Genomic DNA, 16272 nt, shown 5'->3' with positions numbered 1-16272 from the left:
CGACGGGGGACGGAGGTACACCGTGGGTGCGCCCGGAACGGGACCGGGGCAGGGTGGACGCCCAGATCTGCGGGTGTCCGCGCAAGACCTCACCAAACTCGCCGGCGACCTCGACGACATGCAGGACCACCTGGACAAGCAGGTGCAGCGCATGGACGCGATCGTCGACAGCATCGAGGCGGGCTGGCGCGGCCCGGCGGCATCGGCGTACCGCGACTTCCACCGGGCGGCGGCCGAGGACGCCGTACGCATCCGTGAAGTGATGAAACTGCTGGAGGAGGCGGTACGGCTGAGCCGCGACGGCTTCTCCCGGGACGACCTCGAGGTGCTCGCCCGGATGCGGCGGATCCAGGTGGACGTCGCCAGCGAGGTGAACCGACTGTCGACGCCGAACACCGAGGCACCGGCGTCGGCGCCGCGCAGCAGCCTCGACGACCTCTAGCACCCTTCAGAACCGCGTCACAACCGCAGTTGCCGAGACGAACACGGGGGAGTCATGTCGACCGGCGCCGCACCCGACGACGAGCACATATCCGTTTCCTTCGCCACCCTCCACGAGCTGGCCGCCGACCTGGAGGACATCCTCAAGAGGCTCAACGGCAAACTGGACGACCTCTACGACCGGGTCGTGCCCGTCGTGCTGTCGTGGCAGGGCGAGACCCGCGAGGTCTTCGTTGACAAACTCGACGAGTGGGACCGCTCCGCCCAGGACCTGCAAGCGGCCCAGAAGTGGCTCCACGAGTACGTGACCACGGGCAGTACCAACTACGCGGCCGCGCATCTCGCGGTGCTGCGGGGTTGGGGGGCCGGCTGATGGCCGAGCGGCGGCCCACGGACGAGGAGCGCGCACAGGAGCGATCGGCATCCCGACCCCAGTCACCCAAGAAGAGCGGGAGCGACGGCGGATTCGACGTGCAGCCGCAGCATGTGCACTACACCGCACTCGTGGTGCGCGACGGGCAGTTCGAGTATGACAAGGGCGCCACGGCGCTCGTCGACGCGCTGAACGAGTACAGCCAGTCGGCGGGAACCGGCTGGGGCGCGGATTCCTTCGCGGCGGCGTACAAGTCGGTGAACGAGAAGTTCCTGGAGCTCTGGGCCAAGAGCGTGGTCAGCGTGGGCGGCGTCGCCGTCGGCCTGACGGACACGGCCAACAAGTACACCCAGGCCGACTGGTTCGCCCGCAAGATGTATGGTCCGCCGCCCTTCGAGAAACCGCCGCCCGCTGTCATCGACAAGCCGCCCCAGTACGGCCCGGTCAACGACATCAAGTGGTCCGGCACCGGCGAGGACGCGGACTCCTGGGACATCTCCGGAATCCTCGGCGAGGTCCCCGACTTCCTCGCCGACGTCATCCGGCCCGCGATCGAGCACGGCCTCAACCTCGGCAAGATGCACGAGATCACCCCGGGCGCCAGGGACGGGGACCTCAAGGGCATGGCCACGGCCTGGCGCGCGGTCGAGAAGGACGCCAAGGCGGCGTCGGACAACTTCAACAGCGCCATCAAGTTCATCACCAACAACAAGGGCAACGACGAGTGGCAGGGTGCGATGAAGGCGTTCTGCCAGACCATCTGGGGCACCACCGAATGGGGCAGGACCTACGACGCCCAGGGCAACCGTGCCTCCATGGGCCGCAGTTGGAAGACCAACCGCAGTGTCGTGCCTGCGAAGCAGCGGCCCATCATCGAGATCCTCCGTCAGACCGCGACCACCGTGCAGGCGACCCTCGACGAGTTGGCCGAGGTCCGCATCAGCACCGCGGAGACGACCACCCGACTCGGCAAGGAGGCCGCGAAGGCGACGGTCAAGGACCTGACCACGGGCCTCGACCTGTTCGAGCTGACCCGGCTCGTGGCGACCTTGGCGTTCGGCGAGATCGTGCTGACGTTCCGCTCGCACATGGACAAGGCGGCCGCCGACGCGGCGGTCGAAAAGTACCACCAGGCTTTCAGCGACGCCGCCACCAAGCTGAAGAGGTTGGAGATCGAACTGGACGAGGCGCTGCTCAGCGTGCCCACATTCCGTGCGGAAGCGGCACGCGCGGCGGCGTACGGCGCGCGCTCCCTGGACGACTTCAAGAAGGAACACATCTGGCAGCGCACGGAGAGCCAGGTTCCCTACAAGTACTCCATCGATCTGGCCACTGAGGAGGAACTGTACGGCGGGCACAGCATCGACAAACATGTCGGGCTGACGGATGCGCAGCTGATGCAGCGGTTGCGGGACGAGGCGACCGGAGCGGGCAAGGTCGATATTCCCGCGGCTTCCTCCTTCACCGACCTGGACTCGGCGCAGTATTACACTCAGCACAATATCCGGACCAATACGACGGAAATCGACAAGTGGCTTACAGGCCCGCCGCCTCCGGTGCCGGGTGAAAAGCAGGAATTCTCCGTGGATGCGGTGCCCTCGGGGCCGCTGGGGAGACCAGCGGTGACAGGGCGTACGGCACCGGTGGTGAACGATCAGGCGACGCCGCCACAGGACGCTCACGGTGTCCTGACCGTACTCAAATACGAACCGAACCTGGACCCGCCGTTCGTGGTCCTGACGTCCATGCCCCAATGATGAGTGAGGAGACGGTGATGGTCGAACTCGACGGGCGTTCGTGGTCCGACGCGATCGACATGTACGAGCGTCGGGCGACCATCGCCAAGGCGACGAGCAGGGAGCACGAGAACTGGGTGCTCGACCTGTCCACCCTGATGCGCGGCGCCACCCGCGACGCCCGCGGCTGGCGCACGGTGGATATATGGGAGGGCGAACCCGAAAGGCTCGGCGAACCGTCCTATCCCTTCGTCATGCCTCCGGAAGCCGTCGCGACGGCGGACGCCTGGAAGCTCTACCTTCACGAGATCCGGCGTTCTCAGGCAGAACGGTTCCTTGTGGCCCTTTCCACGCCCTGGATCGATGTCACAAAGGAACCGGATTTCGAGGAACGCAGGGAGGCCCTTGAAGCGAAGGCCCGCGTCATCCTGTCGCGCTTCCCTGAAGGCTCGCACTTCTATGCGAACACCGGGCACGGCAGCGATACCCGCGACTACTACCAGCGGATTTCTCGCTGGTACCCCTTTTCCGGGCGCACCTTCGACTTCGGTTTGGTGCTCGTTTCGGAGGCGGAAGTCGGGATGGTCTGGTCATTCCGCTGATGTGATGCGATCCGCCGTGCTGCCCCGATCCTCCGTACACCCACGATGGAGAAGCCCCTTGCGCACCCGTACCGCCACCTACCCCGACCGCGCGACCGCCCAGTGGGCGACCCAGCAAGTGGTCACCCGCAACGAACAGGTCGTCCACCGCTGGCTGGCGCAGTCCACCCGGCAGCGGCTGACGATCGAGGCGTCGTGGCCGTCCCGTGAGGAGGAGCCCGTCGGACGGGTCCTGCTGCAGGCGATGATGCTGGCGGGCCGCGGTGCCGTCGACGTACGCGCCGCCCGGGTCGTGCTGCGCCGAGAACCGTCCGCCGCGCACGGCTTCACCGTCCACGCCACCTTCCCGGTCTACCTGTAGAAACCCTGTAGAGGCTGCCCACCGTGCCCTTGAGACCCCTCGAACACGACCGCCGCTACGGCGAGTTGGACCAGGTGATCCGTGCCTACGCCGGCCGGTCGGCGGACGACACCCCCGACAAGCCGAGCACTGCCCTGACCGCCTATCTCCGCCAGACCTGGCACACCCGCCCCTGGGCGCTCGCCATCGCCGAGCGCCAACTGCGCGAGTACGCCGACAACCCGCCGGGCCGACTGCGCCTGCGGCTGGGCGAGTTCTACGCGATCCCGGACGTGGGTCTGCCCGAGGCGGAGATCCAGCGGTGGCTGTACTGCCTGGCCGACCACATCAAGCACAGCATCGAACAGGGCGAGGTCCCGCCGATGGCCGCCCCCGACACGCACTGGGAGTGGCAGACCCGCTTCCCGGAACTGACCCAGCTCCTGGGCGGCTGGTTCTCCCAGGACATGCCGGACGAGTTCGACGACCACGACGCGGCTGTCGACGACTACCGCACCACCACCGACCCGCACCTCGTGGCCCGCCTCGTCGGCGAACTGCACGAACTGCTCGCCCTGAACCTGGACGAGTCCGACTACGCCTTGGCCGTCGCCGAGTTGGGCATGGAGGTCGACCCGCCGGCCCCGTACTCACCCAGCGGCTGGCTGGCGCTCGTCGCCGGCCGACTGGGTGCTCCGCGCGGCCAGTACGGCCCCGGCGCGCAAGCGGACGCGCCCTGACTGCCTGATGAGAATCCCCGGGTCATCCCGCGGTCAAGTACTGATCTGGCCACGGCCAAACACCTGTATGGGTTCAGCATGCTCCCACCCAGCCACCCCGAAATAGCCGGACTTGCCCGATACTTCCCTGGCTACGGTAGTCCCGCCACATCATCCGCAGGTCCACGGGGAACAGGAGACGGCGGTGGGCACACCAATCCGTTCACGCCTGCTCGACTACATCGAGGCAGAGCCGCCCGCTGAGCCGTCCGCAGGGGCGGTCCCGGCGTCTCCGCCGACGCCGGAGCCGCGCAGATCACGCCTTCTCGAGTACGCCGCAGAGTGCGCAGGGACCGAAGCGGCCCAGCCCGGGCCCCCGGGCCCCCAACCCGGCGTCCCTGCCTACCACACCCCCGTGTTCGTCCCGGCCCATCCCCGGTACGCCGACGTCACGGACGCGCACGGCCGTCCGACCCGTGTGTCCTTCATCGCGTACGAACTCTTTGAGCACCAGGCGGCTGGAGCGGGAACCGGAACCGGGACCGGGACCGTGGCCTTCGCCTTCACCACCCGCGACCGGCTCGTCGCCGCGCTCGGCGAGGCCCAGCCCTGGGTCGCCACCTCCATCGGCCCCCTCGCCGAGGCCGTCGCCGAACACGACGTCACGGTGCTCCTCGACCCGCGAGTCGCCCCCGGCCACCACAACTGGCAGCCGGACGACCTGGCCGCCTACGCGTGGGAGGTGCGCTGATGCCGCCCGACTTCAAGGCCGTCCTCGGCGACCTCACCTCGATGTCCAAGACCTTCCACGACGAGGCCGTCAACTACCGCAAGCTGCACGCCGACGTAGCCCCGCCCCTCGTCAGCGGCGGAGATGCCGGGCTCGACCACGCCCTCAAGGAGGTCGCCGACCTCATCGTCGCCCTCCACATCGGCTTCGCCGACCGCCTCGACGACCACGGCGACAAGGTGACGTACGCCAGCGACTCCTTCCAACGGCACGACATCGACGTCCACGGACTGTTCGAGGACCTGATGGCAGGGGACGGCTGATGGCCGACAGCTGGGTCGGCGGCGACATCGGCGGACTGCGCACGATGGCCGACACGTACAAGAACGCCAAGGACAAACTCGACGACGTCATCACCCCGATCAGCCGCGCCGTCGAGGCGCTGGTCGGCGACGCGGCCTGGAAGGGCGAGGCGGCGGAGACCTTCCGCTCCACCTGGAGCGAGGACGCGCTGACGGCAGGCGCCTTCGCCAACCTCGTCCACGACGCGGGCGACATCCTCTCCGACCTCGCCGACGCCCTCACCACCTGTGAGACCGCCCTGCAGAACGCCGAACACGTCGCGACCCGCAACGGCGTCCCCATGGCCGCGATGGGAGCGCCCCAGGCGATCGTCACCGCGAACCCGCCCAGCGCCGAGGACCAGAAGACGATCTCCGCGATGGGCGAGTACGACAAGGTGCGCCAGGAGGTGCTGCACACAGCGCAGCACGCCCGGCTGGTCGCGGCGGACAAGCTGCGGGGGCTGTACGCACAGGTGACGGCGCCCGCGTCAACCGGCGACAAGATCACAATCGCCGACTATCTGCGCGGGCTGTACGCCTACGACGCCGAGGACGCCCGGGCCGGCGGAGCGAAGGCCCGCACCAAGATCGACGACGCCAAGACGGAGGCGAACGCCGCCAAGAAGGAACTCCGCGCCGAGCGCAAGGCATACCAGAAGGCGGGCCGCGCCCTGCCCCACGACCTCCCGGCCAAGGGCGCGTACGCCGACGCGGTCATGAAGGTGGACTCGCTCGAAGAGGCCGTGGCCCGCGCCGACCACGGCAGCACGGCACTGCCGTACGACCGGGCCCTCAACGTCAAACTGGCCGACGCAGCGGACGCGCTCCGCGCAGGCAAGAGCCTGGAGAAGCTGCCGGACTTCCTCAAAGAAGTCCCGGTCCTGGACGTTGCCGCGGCCGGCGCCTGCGGGATCCTCGAAGCCTCTGACGACCACGACAAGGGCTGGTCGTGGCAGAAGTCGGTCGCCGTCGACGGCGGGGCGAACGTCGCCGGCCTGGTGGCCGGTACGGCCATCACGGCGGGCGTCGTGGCCGCCCTGCCCTTCGAGGCGCCCGTCGCCGCCGTGGCCGTCGCCGGCGGCCTGGTGGTCATCGGCGCCACCGGCATCATCGACCACTCCTTCCACGAGCACTGGAGCGAGGACATCCACGACCACGGCGTGGTCGGCGGGGTGCTGCACGGCACCGGACATGTCCTCTCCGAGACCGGGGACGACTTCGTACGACTCAAGGATGACGTCTGGCATGGCATCAAGAGCATCTTCTGACGTTCCCGCCTCCGCGGCCCCGGTCCGGATCCCCAAACTGCCGGGACTCGGCACCAGTTGGTACGAGCGAGGCGCGCGCTACTGGGCACGCCGGGTCTGGACGGCCGTCCTGCTCCTTCTCGTTCTGGCCTTCGTCTGCTACATCGCGCTCAGGCTGTATCTGGGCGTTCCCCGCAGTGACCTGCCACCGACCGCGCGCACGGCGTGGGACTGGGCGCAAGCTGTCGCATCCTGCGTGGCCGTGGTCTGGGGGTGGACGGTGCAGCGTCGCCGCCACCGCAAGGACCTCCTGGATCCGCCGGACCCCGACGAGTTCCGCAGGCGCAAACGCGACGAGACCCGCCGTTCCACGGGTCTGGCCGTCGCCGGCCGCGCTCTCGTGCTGATCGCCGCTCCCGTCATGCCCGCACTCGCCGCGTTCGCCCTGGGGTGGACCGCGGCGATGCTCACCGTCCGCGAGTACCCCAGCGAAGTCGGCGCCCGGCTCTGGCTGCAAGGCAGAACATCCCGAACATGACGGTTGAGGCTGTCGGCAGTAGCACGGTTGTTGCATAGGGCAGTTGGGACTGTCAGAGGAAGTCATTACAGTGGTTGTGTTGCGGTCATGAACACTTGAGAGGCGTGGGCTGAGCTGCTCAGGACGGGCAGCGGAAAACGGGGAGATGGGCTGTCGTGATTCCTGCGGACATGGGCGGGGGCGCCCCTGACGTACGGCGTGGCTATATGGCGCTGTCGACGTTCAAGAAGCGGGTGGACGACCTGCTTACGGCCTTCGAGAAATCCGCGGGCGGTTCGGCGAAGGTCGGGGACCACAACCTGTCGGAGGCCACGTTCGGCGCGGGGCACTTCCCAGAGGCAAAGGCTCTCCACCTCCAGTACGCCCGCGTCCATGAGCGCATCACGGCGCTCTCCAAGTCGCTGGGACTCCAGTTGGAGGCGATGCAGATCGCCGTGCACGGCGTGGACGTCACCTTCGACAACCTCGAAGAGGAGCTTCGGTACCGGTTCCACCAGATCCGGGCCCAAGTCAACCAGGAACGCGAGGCGATGGTGCACGAGCAGATCAAGCGTGACAACAACGCCGACCACACCGACGCGGGGTACTGATGAGCGGCGACAGGAAGAAGCCGGACCACTACCAGGCGGAACGCCTGGACGCCGCCCAGCAGAACAGCGGCGTGGACGATGCGGTCAACAAGGCCGCGGTGATCAGCCCCCCGCCCGCCGGCAGCCCTGGCGGCTTCGGCAAGACCAGCTTCGAGGGCTACGACCTCAACGCCATGATCGACATCGTCGAGTCGGCGAGCCCGGAGACCATGGAGAGCGCGGCCACGGCCCTCGTCGACGCCCGGGACGCCATCAACGACGCCGCCAACGAACTCAGCCGCAACCTCGGCAATGTCGACTGGGAGGGCGAGGCCCACACCGCCTTCTACACCTGGGGCATGAACCTCACCACCACGGCCCTCGCGCTCGCCAGCTACACCGACGAGGTAGGCACCCAGATCCTGGCAGCAAGCTCCGGCCTCGCCTCAGTACGCAAGTCCATGCCCCCGCGCGACAGCCGCATCGTCCCCAAGAAGGTCGACGACATCCCGACGCCTCAGCGGGTCGACGGCAACGCGGAGTACACGGCAGCGGTCAAGGCCGAGCAGGACCGCCAAGAGGCGATCAACCAGATGTACCGGCTGGCGTCGTTCTACACGGTGTCGAGCGGGATGATGGAGCTGGCGGAGGAGCCGACGTTTCCGAAGATGCCGGATGTGGGGGTGCCTGCGCCGACCGGTGGCAGGGAGGTGGAGCCTCCTGGGGGACAGACAGGCCTTGGTGCTGGCACGCACAGCTCGGAAAGCGTGCGTCCTCATTCGGTGAATGCTTCGATCGAGCGGCCGCAGTCGGACGCCTCTCTGCCGTCCGCCAGAGGGCTGGACGATCCCGCCACGGGCCCGGACCACCACGTCGGTACGGAGATCGACAGCGTCGGTACATTGCCGCCGCAGGACACGGCGAAGCCGATGACCGTTGTGCCGCCCTCGACGGCAGGTCCCAGCGCAACTTCAACGGGATCAGTTCCTCCCTTTGCCCCCACTGGTGTACCTCCCACTTTCCGGGGGCCGGCCGGGCGTACCTCAGGGTTCGGCGGCGTACCGGGAAGCAGGTTGCCCACCTCGGCGCAGGGGCGCGTAGGCGGTATGCCGGGCGGCACCGCGGCAGGACGTACGGGAACCGGCCCCATGGGGCCGACGGGACGTACCGCTGCGACAGGGAAGACAGGCGGCCGCACCACTGGTCCCATGGGGCGAGGTGTGGTCGGCGGCGTGCCGAAGGCCGGTGGCCAGGCGGCAGGACGTACTGGCGGTGTCCCACGCGGTCCCGTCACCAGCATGGGTGCCACGAACCCCGGACGTTCGGGCGCTGGGCGCACTGGCGCCGGACGTGCCGGCGATGGCGTTGTCGGCGGGAGGCCTGTCACCGGGGGCGCCCCCGGCGCCAACAGTTCCAGGTTGCCGCGAGGCACGGTCGTCGGCGGTGAGGGCGCTCCCACGTCGCGTGTCGCGGGCGAGAGGCCCGGCCAGCGTGGCGTGATCGGGACACCCGGCTCGACGACGGGCACGGGCGCGGGACAGGCGGCTCGCCGCTCCGTCGGTAGCCCTGAGGGTGTGGTCGGAACGCCGAAGGGACGAGTTTCCGGAAGTAGGAACAACGGAAACACGCCCGGCGGCCCGGGCGCGGCGCGTGGTTCTGCGCGCAATCAGGGTTCAGGCGAGGCACGTTCGCGCCGTGACGAGCGGCGCGATGACGTGTCGACGACCGACTGACCGCACAAGAGCGAGGACAGACAGAGGCATGGTGGCAGGGAGCAGCCGACGCGGCGGGCGGAGCGCGTCTTTCGCGGAACGAAACGGGAGACGGGTTTCCGCCGTCTGTTCAGCGCTCGGTGCCTTGGCCGTCCTCTCGGCAGGTCTGGCTCCGAGCGCGTCGGCCGCCGACGTTCAGTCCGAGCAGTGGTACCTGTCGGCGATGAAGGCCGACGAGATGTGGAAGGTGAGCACTGGCAAGGGAGTCAAGGTTGCTGTCATTGACTCGGGCGTCAACCCTGCAACCTCCTCTCTGAAGGGGCAGGTACTTTCCGCCGAGGTGCCGACAGCCGTCGCCTACGGTGCCACAAAGGACTACACGGGCCACGGAACGACCATGGCGGAGTTGATCGCTGGTACTGGTGTCGGCGACGGCCTGAAAGGTCTTGCCCCCGGAGCAAAGATCGTCCCTTACCGGATTGCGTATGACGATCTCAAGGACAAAGCCGAGAGGAAGAAGACCGCGAATTCGGCGCAAGCGATTAGGGCCGCTGCTGACAGCGATGCCAAAATCATCAACATGTCCTACGGTAGCCCTGGAGACAGTGCGGAGGAGGCGGCGGCGATCAAGTACGCCCAATCCAAGGGCAAGTTGATGTTCGCCGCCGTTGGCAACGACGGGGAGAAGAAGAGCGTCATCGGCTATCCGGCTGCATACCCTTATGTGGTCGGAGTCGCTGCCTCGGACGAGAACGGAACCGTCGGAAAATTCTCGGATCACGGCAATTACGTTGACCTCGCTTCTCCCGGCCTCAACGTCCCGAGTTGGTGCGACGAGACGTTCCGTTCGTACTGCGCAGGCAAGGGCACCAGCCAAGCCACAGCCATCGCGTCCGCCTCAGCAGCCCTCGTCTGGTCCGCCCACCCCAAGTGGACGGCCAACCAGGTCCTCGCCAGCCTGATCGACACCGCCGGGCGTGACTGGGCGAAGGACGACCCGAGCACGTACCTCGGATACGGACTGATCCGCCCCCGCATGGTGCTGGAGAAAAGCGACTTCAACCCCGGCCCGGCCAACACCGACCCGCTCGCCAAGGAGAACGCGACGGGTGTCACGGATGCGGCGGGCAACTCACCCTCCGCTTCCGCATCAACCTCGTCACAGGCCTCGAAGGGCACTTCAGACGGCCAGACTTCGGCGGCAGGATCAACTTCCGACACCTCCGACAACTCCACAATGTGGGTTGCGCTCGGAGCCGCGGCGGCTGTCCTGGTGATCGGCGGCGGCGCCTTCGCCGTGATCCGCTCCCGGCGGGGCGCCTGAGCGACCCACACACGACGACCGGTCACACACAACGGTTCTGGCGCAGCGAGGCGCGCAGCAACCAACCACAGCTGACGAAAAGGAGTGCCGAAATGGTCGACCGCAAGCTCAATGACGGCGACGTACAGAAGCTCCAAAAGGAAGTCATCGATCGATACGACAACATCAGGGGCTCGCTCGCGAAACTGCAGGGCACGATCGACATGATCGAGAAGGCGTGGACCGGCCAGGGTGCCAACGCGTTCAACACCAAGCAGACGGAAATCAACGGCCACATGGTCGCGATCGGCAAGATGCTCGACGACTTCCTCGAGGGCATCCACATGACCAAGACCGACAAGCAGAACCTCGAAGACCAGATCACGTCGGACATGACCAAGATCTCGGTCGAGGATCTCGGCGGAAAGACTTCGGCGCTCAACAGCTACTGACGAGCACGGAGCCACTGGTCGCGCTGAACCACACCGTTGCCCGGACCGCGAAGTCCGGCTGAAGTCTTCAGAGAAACGAGGGAAACATGTCCGGAGCGCATTACGAGGAACTTGCCGTCACCTACGGCACCATGGACGCGCTCGCCACCGAGCTCGGTAACCAGGCCACGAAGCTCGAGGAAGACCTCGAAGCGCTGAGGCAGGCCGTGCTCAACGTGTCCTCGGGCTGGGGCGGCGAGGCGTTCCAGCAGTTCCAGAGCAAGAGCGAGGAGTGGAACAAGCACGCCCGAGGCATCCACGCGGCGCTGCTCCAGATCTCGCACCAGGTCCACGGCGCCGGCGGTGACTACCGAGGCGGCGACCTGAAGGGCGCCAGCTACTTCATGTAGTAGCAAGCACGTACTTTGGAGCACAGGGTGGGCACGCACGGGAGGTGCCCACCCTGTGCTCTGCCGCGTCGTCCGCGTTTTCAGCGTTTCCGCTCCAGGCTGAGCAGGTTGCGCGGTGGACGACTTCCGTTGGGGCTGCGCCGGGCTTCGCGGATGACTCGCCAGGACTTCAGGCGGGCCGCACCCTGGCACCCTCAGTCGGTGGACTCGTCGCTCGTGGCCGTGTCGACTTCGGGGGTGATGATTGGTGGCTTGGGCACCACATAGGACCCTTTGCCGGACACGGTGTAGATCAAGCCACGCTCACGCAGCTCTCGCATAGCCCGGCGCACGGTCATATGGGCAATGCCGTACTCCTCGGAGAGTCGGAGTGACGCGGGGATCATGCGGTCGGGTGCGTACTCCCCGCTGCGGATCCTGGACTCGATCACGTCAGCGAGCTGCATGTACAGCGGTCGGCCTGATTCGGGGTCAAGGGACATTCCTCGACCGTAGGTAGACGTACCAGGCTTGGCACCTTTAGCTCTAGCTACAGCTGGATGCATCAAGCTACATCACGCTAGGTGAATGGCGTAAGACCCCCGCGACGGGTGGAGCCGTCCGGGGGCATGGCCACCAACCCTGTGGAGGTTGATGACAGTGAGCATTATCCATGCGCTGCTGCGCTGGATCCTGGGCGTGTTCGCGCCTGGCACCGGCAGGCGGAGGGCGGGTACACACTCCGCGCTACCAGTCCCCAACTGCATCCCCAGGAGTCCCGGCGCAATGGTCGTATGGCTCCCCGCACCACGATCTCCGTACGGGCTGCCCGAGCCCCTCGATGGCGCATCCACGGCCCCAATCCGCCCGTACATGCTTGCGGCGGAGCGGGCTCACCGGGAACAGGAGTGTGAGCAGGCAAGGCAGTCACAGCGTCGTGTGGCGGCGGACTTCGGTATCGACCTCGACCGGCCTGTCATCGGTGCGGAGAGGGTGGCGTGATGGCGACAGGAGACAAGACAACGCGTCCGCCGGTGCGGATGTGCGTGCGCTGCCAGGTGACGACCGAGGCCCCAGTGGTGGTCGGCGTTGTCCACCAGAACTCGGGGCCGGGCTTCGTCGTGTACGCCTGCCAGACGTGCGCCGCGTACTACCCGCCGCAGCCGGACGTCCTCACCGTCCTACCTCCGTCCCGCCGAGCCGGCGGTGAGCAGTGAGGGCGCGGTCTTCCGGAACGGCAGGGGAGACGCGGGAGTTGTCGCCGGAGTGCACGCTGGCGCATCGGCCCGGGTACGAGGACGTACATGTCTCGTGCCGCCGCCTGCGGGATATCCCGCTCCCGCATGGCGGGGGCCTGCTGCTGGTGCGCCGTTGCAGCTGCGCCTGCCACCGCCCGTTGGCGGAGGGGGACCAAAGTGAGCGCTGGCACCTCGTCCGAGCCGGTGCCTAACGTCCGACGCTGACCATCTAGCGCTCGGTCTGGATCGGGCCGACGTATCGGCCTGATCCAGACCCGTGCCCATGACGGTGGTGCCGATGCGAAGGTGCTGCGGTACTGCTTGTTGTGGCCGCCCCGCCGCCGTTTCCGCTGTAAGGGCCTGAGTGCTGTCACTCAGGCCGGTACTCAAACGGTTCAGCCGTCCGAGAACGGGGCCTGAGGAAGAGGAGACGGCGGCGGTGTGGGATCCGTGGCCGAGACGGGACCCTGGGCGCGGGCGGCGCTTCCATGATCTCCGGCAGCACCGGGCCACCTGAGCGCAGCCGCTCGATGGTTTGCTCGGCCCAGCGGCGGGCGAGCGGGGCGTCGTCACGTAGGAAGTGGAGCCGGACGCGACCGCGGCCGATATTCGAAGCTCATCCCTGCGCTGAGTCATTCGCCGACCGGAAGCACCTTGAGTACAGGTTTACCTCGATGAGCGGCTCGTGGCCGTCCAGTCCCTTGAGCCAGGTGATTTCAGCCTGGCTGAGCGTCTTTTCGTGGACAGCCAGGATTTGCATGTTCTTGTTCCTGCTGCCGTCGTTGCCGACCTTCTCGATCTTCCAGCCCTGGTGGGGGAGTCCCTGACGCAGATTGGCCATGCCCTTCTCCATGGCGTCGTTCCCCGCCCCATACGCCGACCAGGGGTGCCGGATCCTGTACAGCTTCCCCGAGTCGCCGTCACCGGAGTCACAGGGCTGAACATTCGGCCCCGGTTTCGTGGCCTTGCTCTTGATGCTCATGGCATCAAAAATCCGGCTGGAAAGCTCCGAGATTTCGGTCTTGACCGTATCGGTGGACCGGGACTTCGGCTCGTAGTCCAACGAGTTCTCACTTTCCTGTGAGCATGCCGCCAGCAGAGCGCAGGCCGCCATTACATACATAAGTTTTGCAACGCTGCTACGGGGCGCGCCGGCGGCCACGGGCTGATCTGTCAGAACCGCTCGACCTCTTGGCCGTCGGGGACCTTGTAGCACCCGGAGATGAGGTCCAGGCTCAACATCGGTGGGTCGTCCTTCGCCATGGCGACGACCTTGACACTGGCCTTCTTCTTGTCATTGTCAGCGGTGAGATTCATGTTCTTGTTCTTGCTGGTGTCCGGCCCGTAGTTGACGATCTCCCACCCATTCTTCGGCAGTTGCTCCTTAAGTCGTTTCATCGCTACGTCGAGGTCGCTCACCGACACCGGGACGAAGCTCCAAGGGTGCAAGATTCGGAAGTACGTCTTCGTGTCTTTTCCCGAACAGTCCAGGACTGTCGGACGGCTGTCGGATGCCTTTCCCTTGACGCCGATCAGGTCATAGATAGTGCTGGACACCTTCTCCATCGCATCTGAGGCATCACGCGAAGTGCTCGTGCCGGAGGACGGAATTGCGTTGGAATCGTCGTCAGTCATGCTGCATCCGGTGAGAGTGGTGAGGGCCAGGGAGACTGTGAGCACAAGAGCGCTCAATTTGCTCTTCACGTCAGAAGCCTTACTTCGTCGGGCGGGGTTGTGGGCCGGTGTTCCTACTTCACATGCGCCCACGGGTCGGGCGACGGCTTCAGCGGCACGCTGTCGCCCTTTCCGACGACGACGAGGGCCTGATTCTGCAGACTCGTCGAGTCCCCGTCCGACCCCGTATCCCAGTACCCGCTGTGTCCTTCGGTGTCCGTGGTCATCTGGTTGGCGCCGAATTCGGGGTCGCTGGGGATGATGAAGTCTTTCCCACTGTGGCCCAAGCGGCCGAGGTCCGGAACCACGTCTCCGTCAGCCTCCTCGTTCCATACATGACCGCTGGGGACGTCCAGCTCATCGGCACCGGACACCTTGACGCCAGGGCTGCCTGCGAAGACGATGTCATCGGCGTTGAGATGGCCCGTCTGGGCCGCAGCACCTACGAGGGTTGTTCCGTACGAGTGCGCGATCACGGTGGTGTGGGACGGTGAATCACCGGAGTGAGATGCGTCAAGTCCATCCATGAAACCGCGGAACGCCGGCGCGCCGTCGTACGCGTAGTGTTCGAACGGTGCGTCCTTCACGACGTCATCAGGTGCGTCGTAGCCGAGCCAGGTGATGGTGGAAACGGATTGTCCAGGGGCTTTGGCATCGGCCGCATGCCAGACATTGATCATCCGGTTGATGTTCCCCTCGATTCCCGGCAAGTCCGACGTCGTACCGGGAACATAGACCGCCGTGTGATCCGCGGTGTCAGGGTTTCCGTTGGCGACGATCGCCCGGCCGTCTCCTTCGGCGCTGAATCCCAGCAGATAAGCTTCGGGCAGTCCGTTCGTGCCGGTTTGGTCGAAGCGCGTCTGGATGCTCTGCATTCCCTTGAGATTGCTGGTGAGCAGCTCGTACCGATCGCCGTACTTGTTGTGCCACTCCATCCATTCATCGGTGTGAACCTTGGACGGGTAGCCCCCGGCGGTGATGTAGGTCCACTCGTTGAGCGGCGGCTTCGGGATGGAGTTCAGCTCTGTCTGCATTGATCCCCGCGCCTCGTCGAACACGATGCGGTTGGCCTCGTCCCGGACCGTGGCCGGCAGTCCGTCGAGCGCGCCCACGGAATCGGGGCGCATGGAGATCCACGCTGCCTGCTGCTCCGCGTCGAGTCCCTTCCACCACTCCGCGTTGTCCTTGGGGCTGCCGTCCTTGGGAGGCTGCGGGAGCGAGTCGAGGTACTTCTTGCCCGCCTCGGTCACGCCCTTCGTGTCCGAGGACGCGTCGGCCCAGTCGCCGTCGGAGACGGTCAGGTCGTCGTCCGCCTTCAGCGCGCGCAGTTTCGGGGCCCACTTCTCGTCGGCCTCCGTTGCTTCCTTCAGCGCCGCGGCGATCTGGTCGGCGTAGTCCTGGGCGAGGCGGTGGTTGGGGTTGGGGTCGACGTTGGCAGACTGGCGGCCGATCGCGGCGGCCGTGCCGTCCGTCAGACCGCTCACCGTGCCGCCGTCGGGGATCTTGCCGTCGGCGTCCTTCTCCCCGCCCGCTGGATAGGACACCGAGCCGTCGGCGTGCACCGTGAGCTTGGCGGCCTGGGCGCCCGCGAGCGCCGTGTCGAGCTTGGACTTGGCGGCTCCCACCTCGTAGGAGAAGGCTTCCAGCGCGGTGCTGACGAGACCGCATTCCACCTGGATGTAGTGGAAGTTCTTGCCCAGCTCACCCAGTTGTTTGATTGCCGCGGTCGCCGCCTCGCCCTTCAGGGAGTTCCTCATGGCCACGGCGATCTGGTTCTCGATGCGGTCCTTGGCCGCACTCGCCATGTCAGAGGTGCTGCGGTATCCGTCGGCGGCTTCCGAGTATTCGGTCGGCTTGAGGGTCTTGAGCGTTGCGAGGTCCATGAT

20 protein-coding genes are annotated in these 16272 nt (G+C 66.6%); 16 read left to right on the top strand and 4 right to left on the bottom strand.

The features are described from left to right. The first annotated feature begins 73 nt into the window (after positions 1-73). The 15 genes from B5557_RS12225 to B5557_RS12155 all read left to right on the top strand — a co-directional run bounded on the left by B5557_RS12225 (position 74) and on the right by B5557_RS12155 (position 11495). On the top strand, positions 74-442 hold the full coding sequence (locus tag B5557_RS12225; RefSeq protein WP_079659149.1) for a WXG100 family type VII secretion target: 369 nt from the start codon (positions 74-76) through the stop codon (positions 440-442). A 54-nt stretch (positions 443-496) separates the two neighbouring features. Continuing rightward, positions 497-814 carry a WXG100 family type VII secretion target gene (locus B5557_RS12220; RefSeq protein WP_079659148.1) on the top strand — a complete coding sequence of 106 codons (318 nt, stop codon included), beginning with the start codon at positions 497-499 and terminating at the stop codon, positions 812-814. Continuing rightward, entirely contained in the window at positions 814-2571 is a 1758-nt protein-coding gene (locus B5557_RS12215) for an RNase A-like domain-containing protein (protein ID WP_143688172.1), read from the top strand. The genes B5557_RS12220 and B5557_RS12215 overlap by 1 nt, the downstream gene beginning before the upstream one ends. Before the next feature lie 17 nt (positions 2572-2588). Next, positions 2589-3152 (top strand): hypothetical protein, encoded by a 564-nt coding sequence (locus B5557_RS12210; protein ID WP_143688171.1) that lies wholly within the window; start codon positions 2589-2591, stop codon positions 3150-3152. A 58-nt stretch (positions 3153-3210) separates the two neighbouring features. After that, positions 3211-3513: an RNase A-like domain-containing protein gene (locus tag B5557_RS12205; RefSeq protein WP_079659145.1), complete on the top strand. Its 303-nt coding sequence runs from the start codon at positions 3211-3213 to the stop codon at positions 3511-3513. A gap of 23 nt (positions 3514-3536) precedes the next feature. Next, positions 3537-4232, top strand: a complete 696-nt coding sequence (locus tag B5557_RS12200) for a contact-dependent growth inhibition system immunity protein (protein WP_079659144.1) — start codon at positions 3537-3539, stop codon at positions 4230-4232. Between the two features lie 394 nt (positions 4233-4626). Continuing rightward, positions 4627-4962, top strand: coding sequence for an SAV_915 family protein (locus B5557_RS12195; protein ID WP_099935831.1), 336 nt, complete (start codon positions 4627-4629; stop codon positions 4960-4962). Continuing rightward, positions 4962-5264: a DUF6317 family protein gene (locus B5557_RS12190; protein WP_079659143.1), complete on the top strand. Its 303-nt coding sequence runs from the start codon at positions 4962-4964 to the stop codon at positions 5262-5264. The genes B5557_RS12195 and B5557_RS12190 overlap by 1 nt, the downstream gene beginning before the upstream one ends. Continuing rightward, positions 5264-6553: a WXG100 family type VII secretion target gene (locus B5557_RS12185; protein WP_079659142.1), complete on the top strand. Its 1290-nt coding sequence runs from the start codon at positions 5264-5266 to the stop codon at positions 6551-6553. The genes B5557_RS12190 and B5557_RS12185 overlap by 1 nt, the downstream gene beginning before the upstream one ends. Beyond that, positions 6531-7070, top strand: coding sequence for a hypothetical protein (locus tag B5557_RS12180; protein ID WP_173877670.1), 540 nt, complete (start codon positions 6531-6533; stop codon positions 7068-7070). Before B5557_RS12185 ends, B5557_RS12180 begins: the two co-directional genes overlap by 23 nt. Before the next feature lie 155 nt (positions 7071-7225). After that, entirely contained in the window at positions 7226-7660 is a 435-nt protein-coding gene (locus B5557_RS12175) for a hypothetical protein (protein ID WP_231976339.1), read from the top strand. Continuing rightward, positions 7660-9372: a WXG100 family type VII secretion target gene (locus B5557_RS12170; protein ID WP_079659140.1), complete on the top strand. Its 1713-nt coding sequence runs from the start codon at positions 7660-7662 to the stop codon at positions 9370-9372. The genes B5557_RS12175 and B5557_RS12170 overlap by 1 nt, the downstream gene beginning before the upstream one ends. 28 nt (positions 9373-9400) lie before the next feature. After that, positions 9401-10675 carry a S8 family serine peptidase gene (locus B5557_RS12165; RefSeq protein ID WP_079659139.1) on the top strand — a complete coding sequence of 425 codons (1275 nt, stop codon included), beginning with the start codon at positions 9401-9403 and terminating at the stop codon, positions 10673-10675. A gap of 92 nt (positions 10676-10767) precedes the next feature. Beyond that, on the top strand, positions 10768-11106 hold the full coding sequence (locus tag B5557_RS12160) for a WXG100 family type VII secretion target (RefSeq protein ID WP_079659138.1): 339 nt from the start codon (positions 10768-10770) through the stop codon (positions 11104-11106). A gap of 86 nt (positions 11107-11192) precedes the next feature. Next, positions 11193-11495, top strand: a complete 303-nt coding sequence (locus B5557_RS12155; protein WP_079659137.1) for a WXG100 family type VII secretion target — start codon at positions 11193-11195, stop codon at positions 11493-11495. A gap of 194 nt (positions 11496-11689) precedes the next feature. Here B5557_RS12155 and B5557_RS12150 read toward each other — a convergent pair whose 3' ends face one another. Then, positions 11690-11977: a GntR family transcriptional regulator gene (locus tag B5557_RS12150; protein WP_079659136.1), complete on the bottom strand. Its 288-nt coding sequence runs from the start codon at positions 11975-11977 to the stop codon at positions 11690-11692. A gap of 498 nt (positions 11978-12475) precedes the next feature. On the opposite strand from B5557_RS12150, the gene B5557_RS43655 reads away from it, so the two are divergent. After that, the gene (locus B5557_RS43655; RefSeq protein WP_143688169.1) at positions 12476-12691 is read left to right on the top strand and encodes a hypothetical protein; all 216 of its coding nucleotides are present in this window, start codon (positions 12476-12478) and stop codon (positions 12689-12691) included. 637 nt (positions 12692-13328) lie between these two features. Here B5557_RS43655 and B5557_RS12135 read toward each other — a convergent pair. From B5557_RS12135 to B5557_RS12125, 3 genes are all read right to left on the bottom strand, one after another. After that, positions 13329-13775 (bottom strand): hypothetical protein, encoded by a 447-nt coding sequence (locus B5557_RS12135; protein ID WP_079659134.1) that lies wholly within the window; start codon positions 13773-13775, stop codon positions 13329-13331. 110 nt (positions 13776-13885) lie between these two features. Further along, the gene (locus B5557_RS12130) at positions 13886-14416 is read right to left on the bottom strand and encodes a hypothetical protein (RefSeq protein ID WP_079659133.1); all 531 of its coding nucleotides are present in this window, start codon (positions 14414-14416) and stop codon (positions 13886-13888) included. A gap of 44 nt (positions 14417-14460) precedes the next feature. Then, positions 14461-16269 carry an alpha/beta hydrolase gene (locus tag B5557_RS12125; protein WP_079659132.1) on the bottom strand — a complete coding sequence of 603 codons (1809 nt, stop codon included), beginning with the start codon at positions 16267-16269 and terminating at the stop codon, positions 14461-14463. Between the last annotated feature and the right edge of the window lie 3 nt (positions 16270-16272).

Source organism: Streptomyces sp. 3214.6 (assembly GCF_900129855.1).
GTDB classification, from domain to species: domain Bacteria; phylum Actinomycetota; class Actinomycetes; order Streptomycetales; family Streptomycetaceae; genus Streptomyces; species Streptomyces soliscabiei.
The sequence above is the reverse complement of the archived record's forward strand: the minus strand, read 5'-3'. Positions and strand labels throughout refer to the sequence as shown.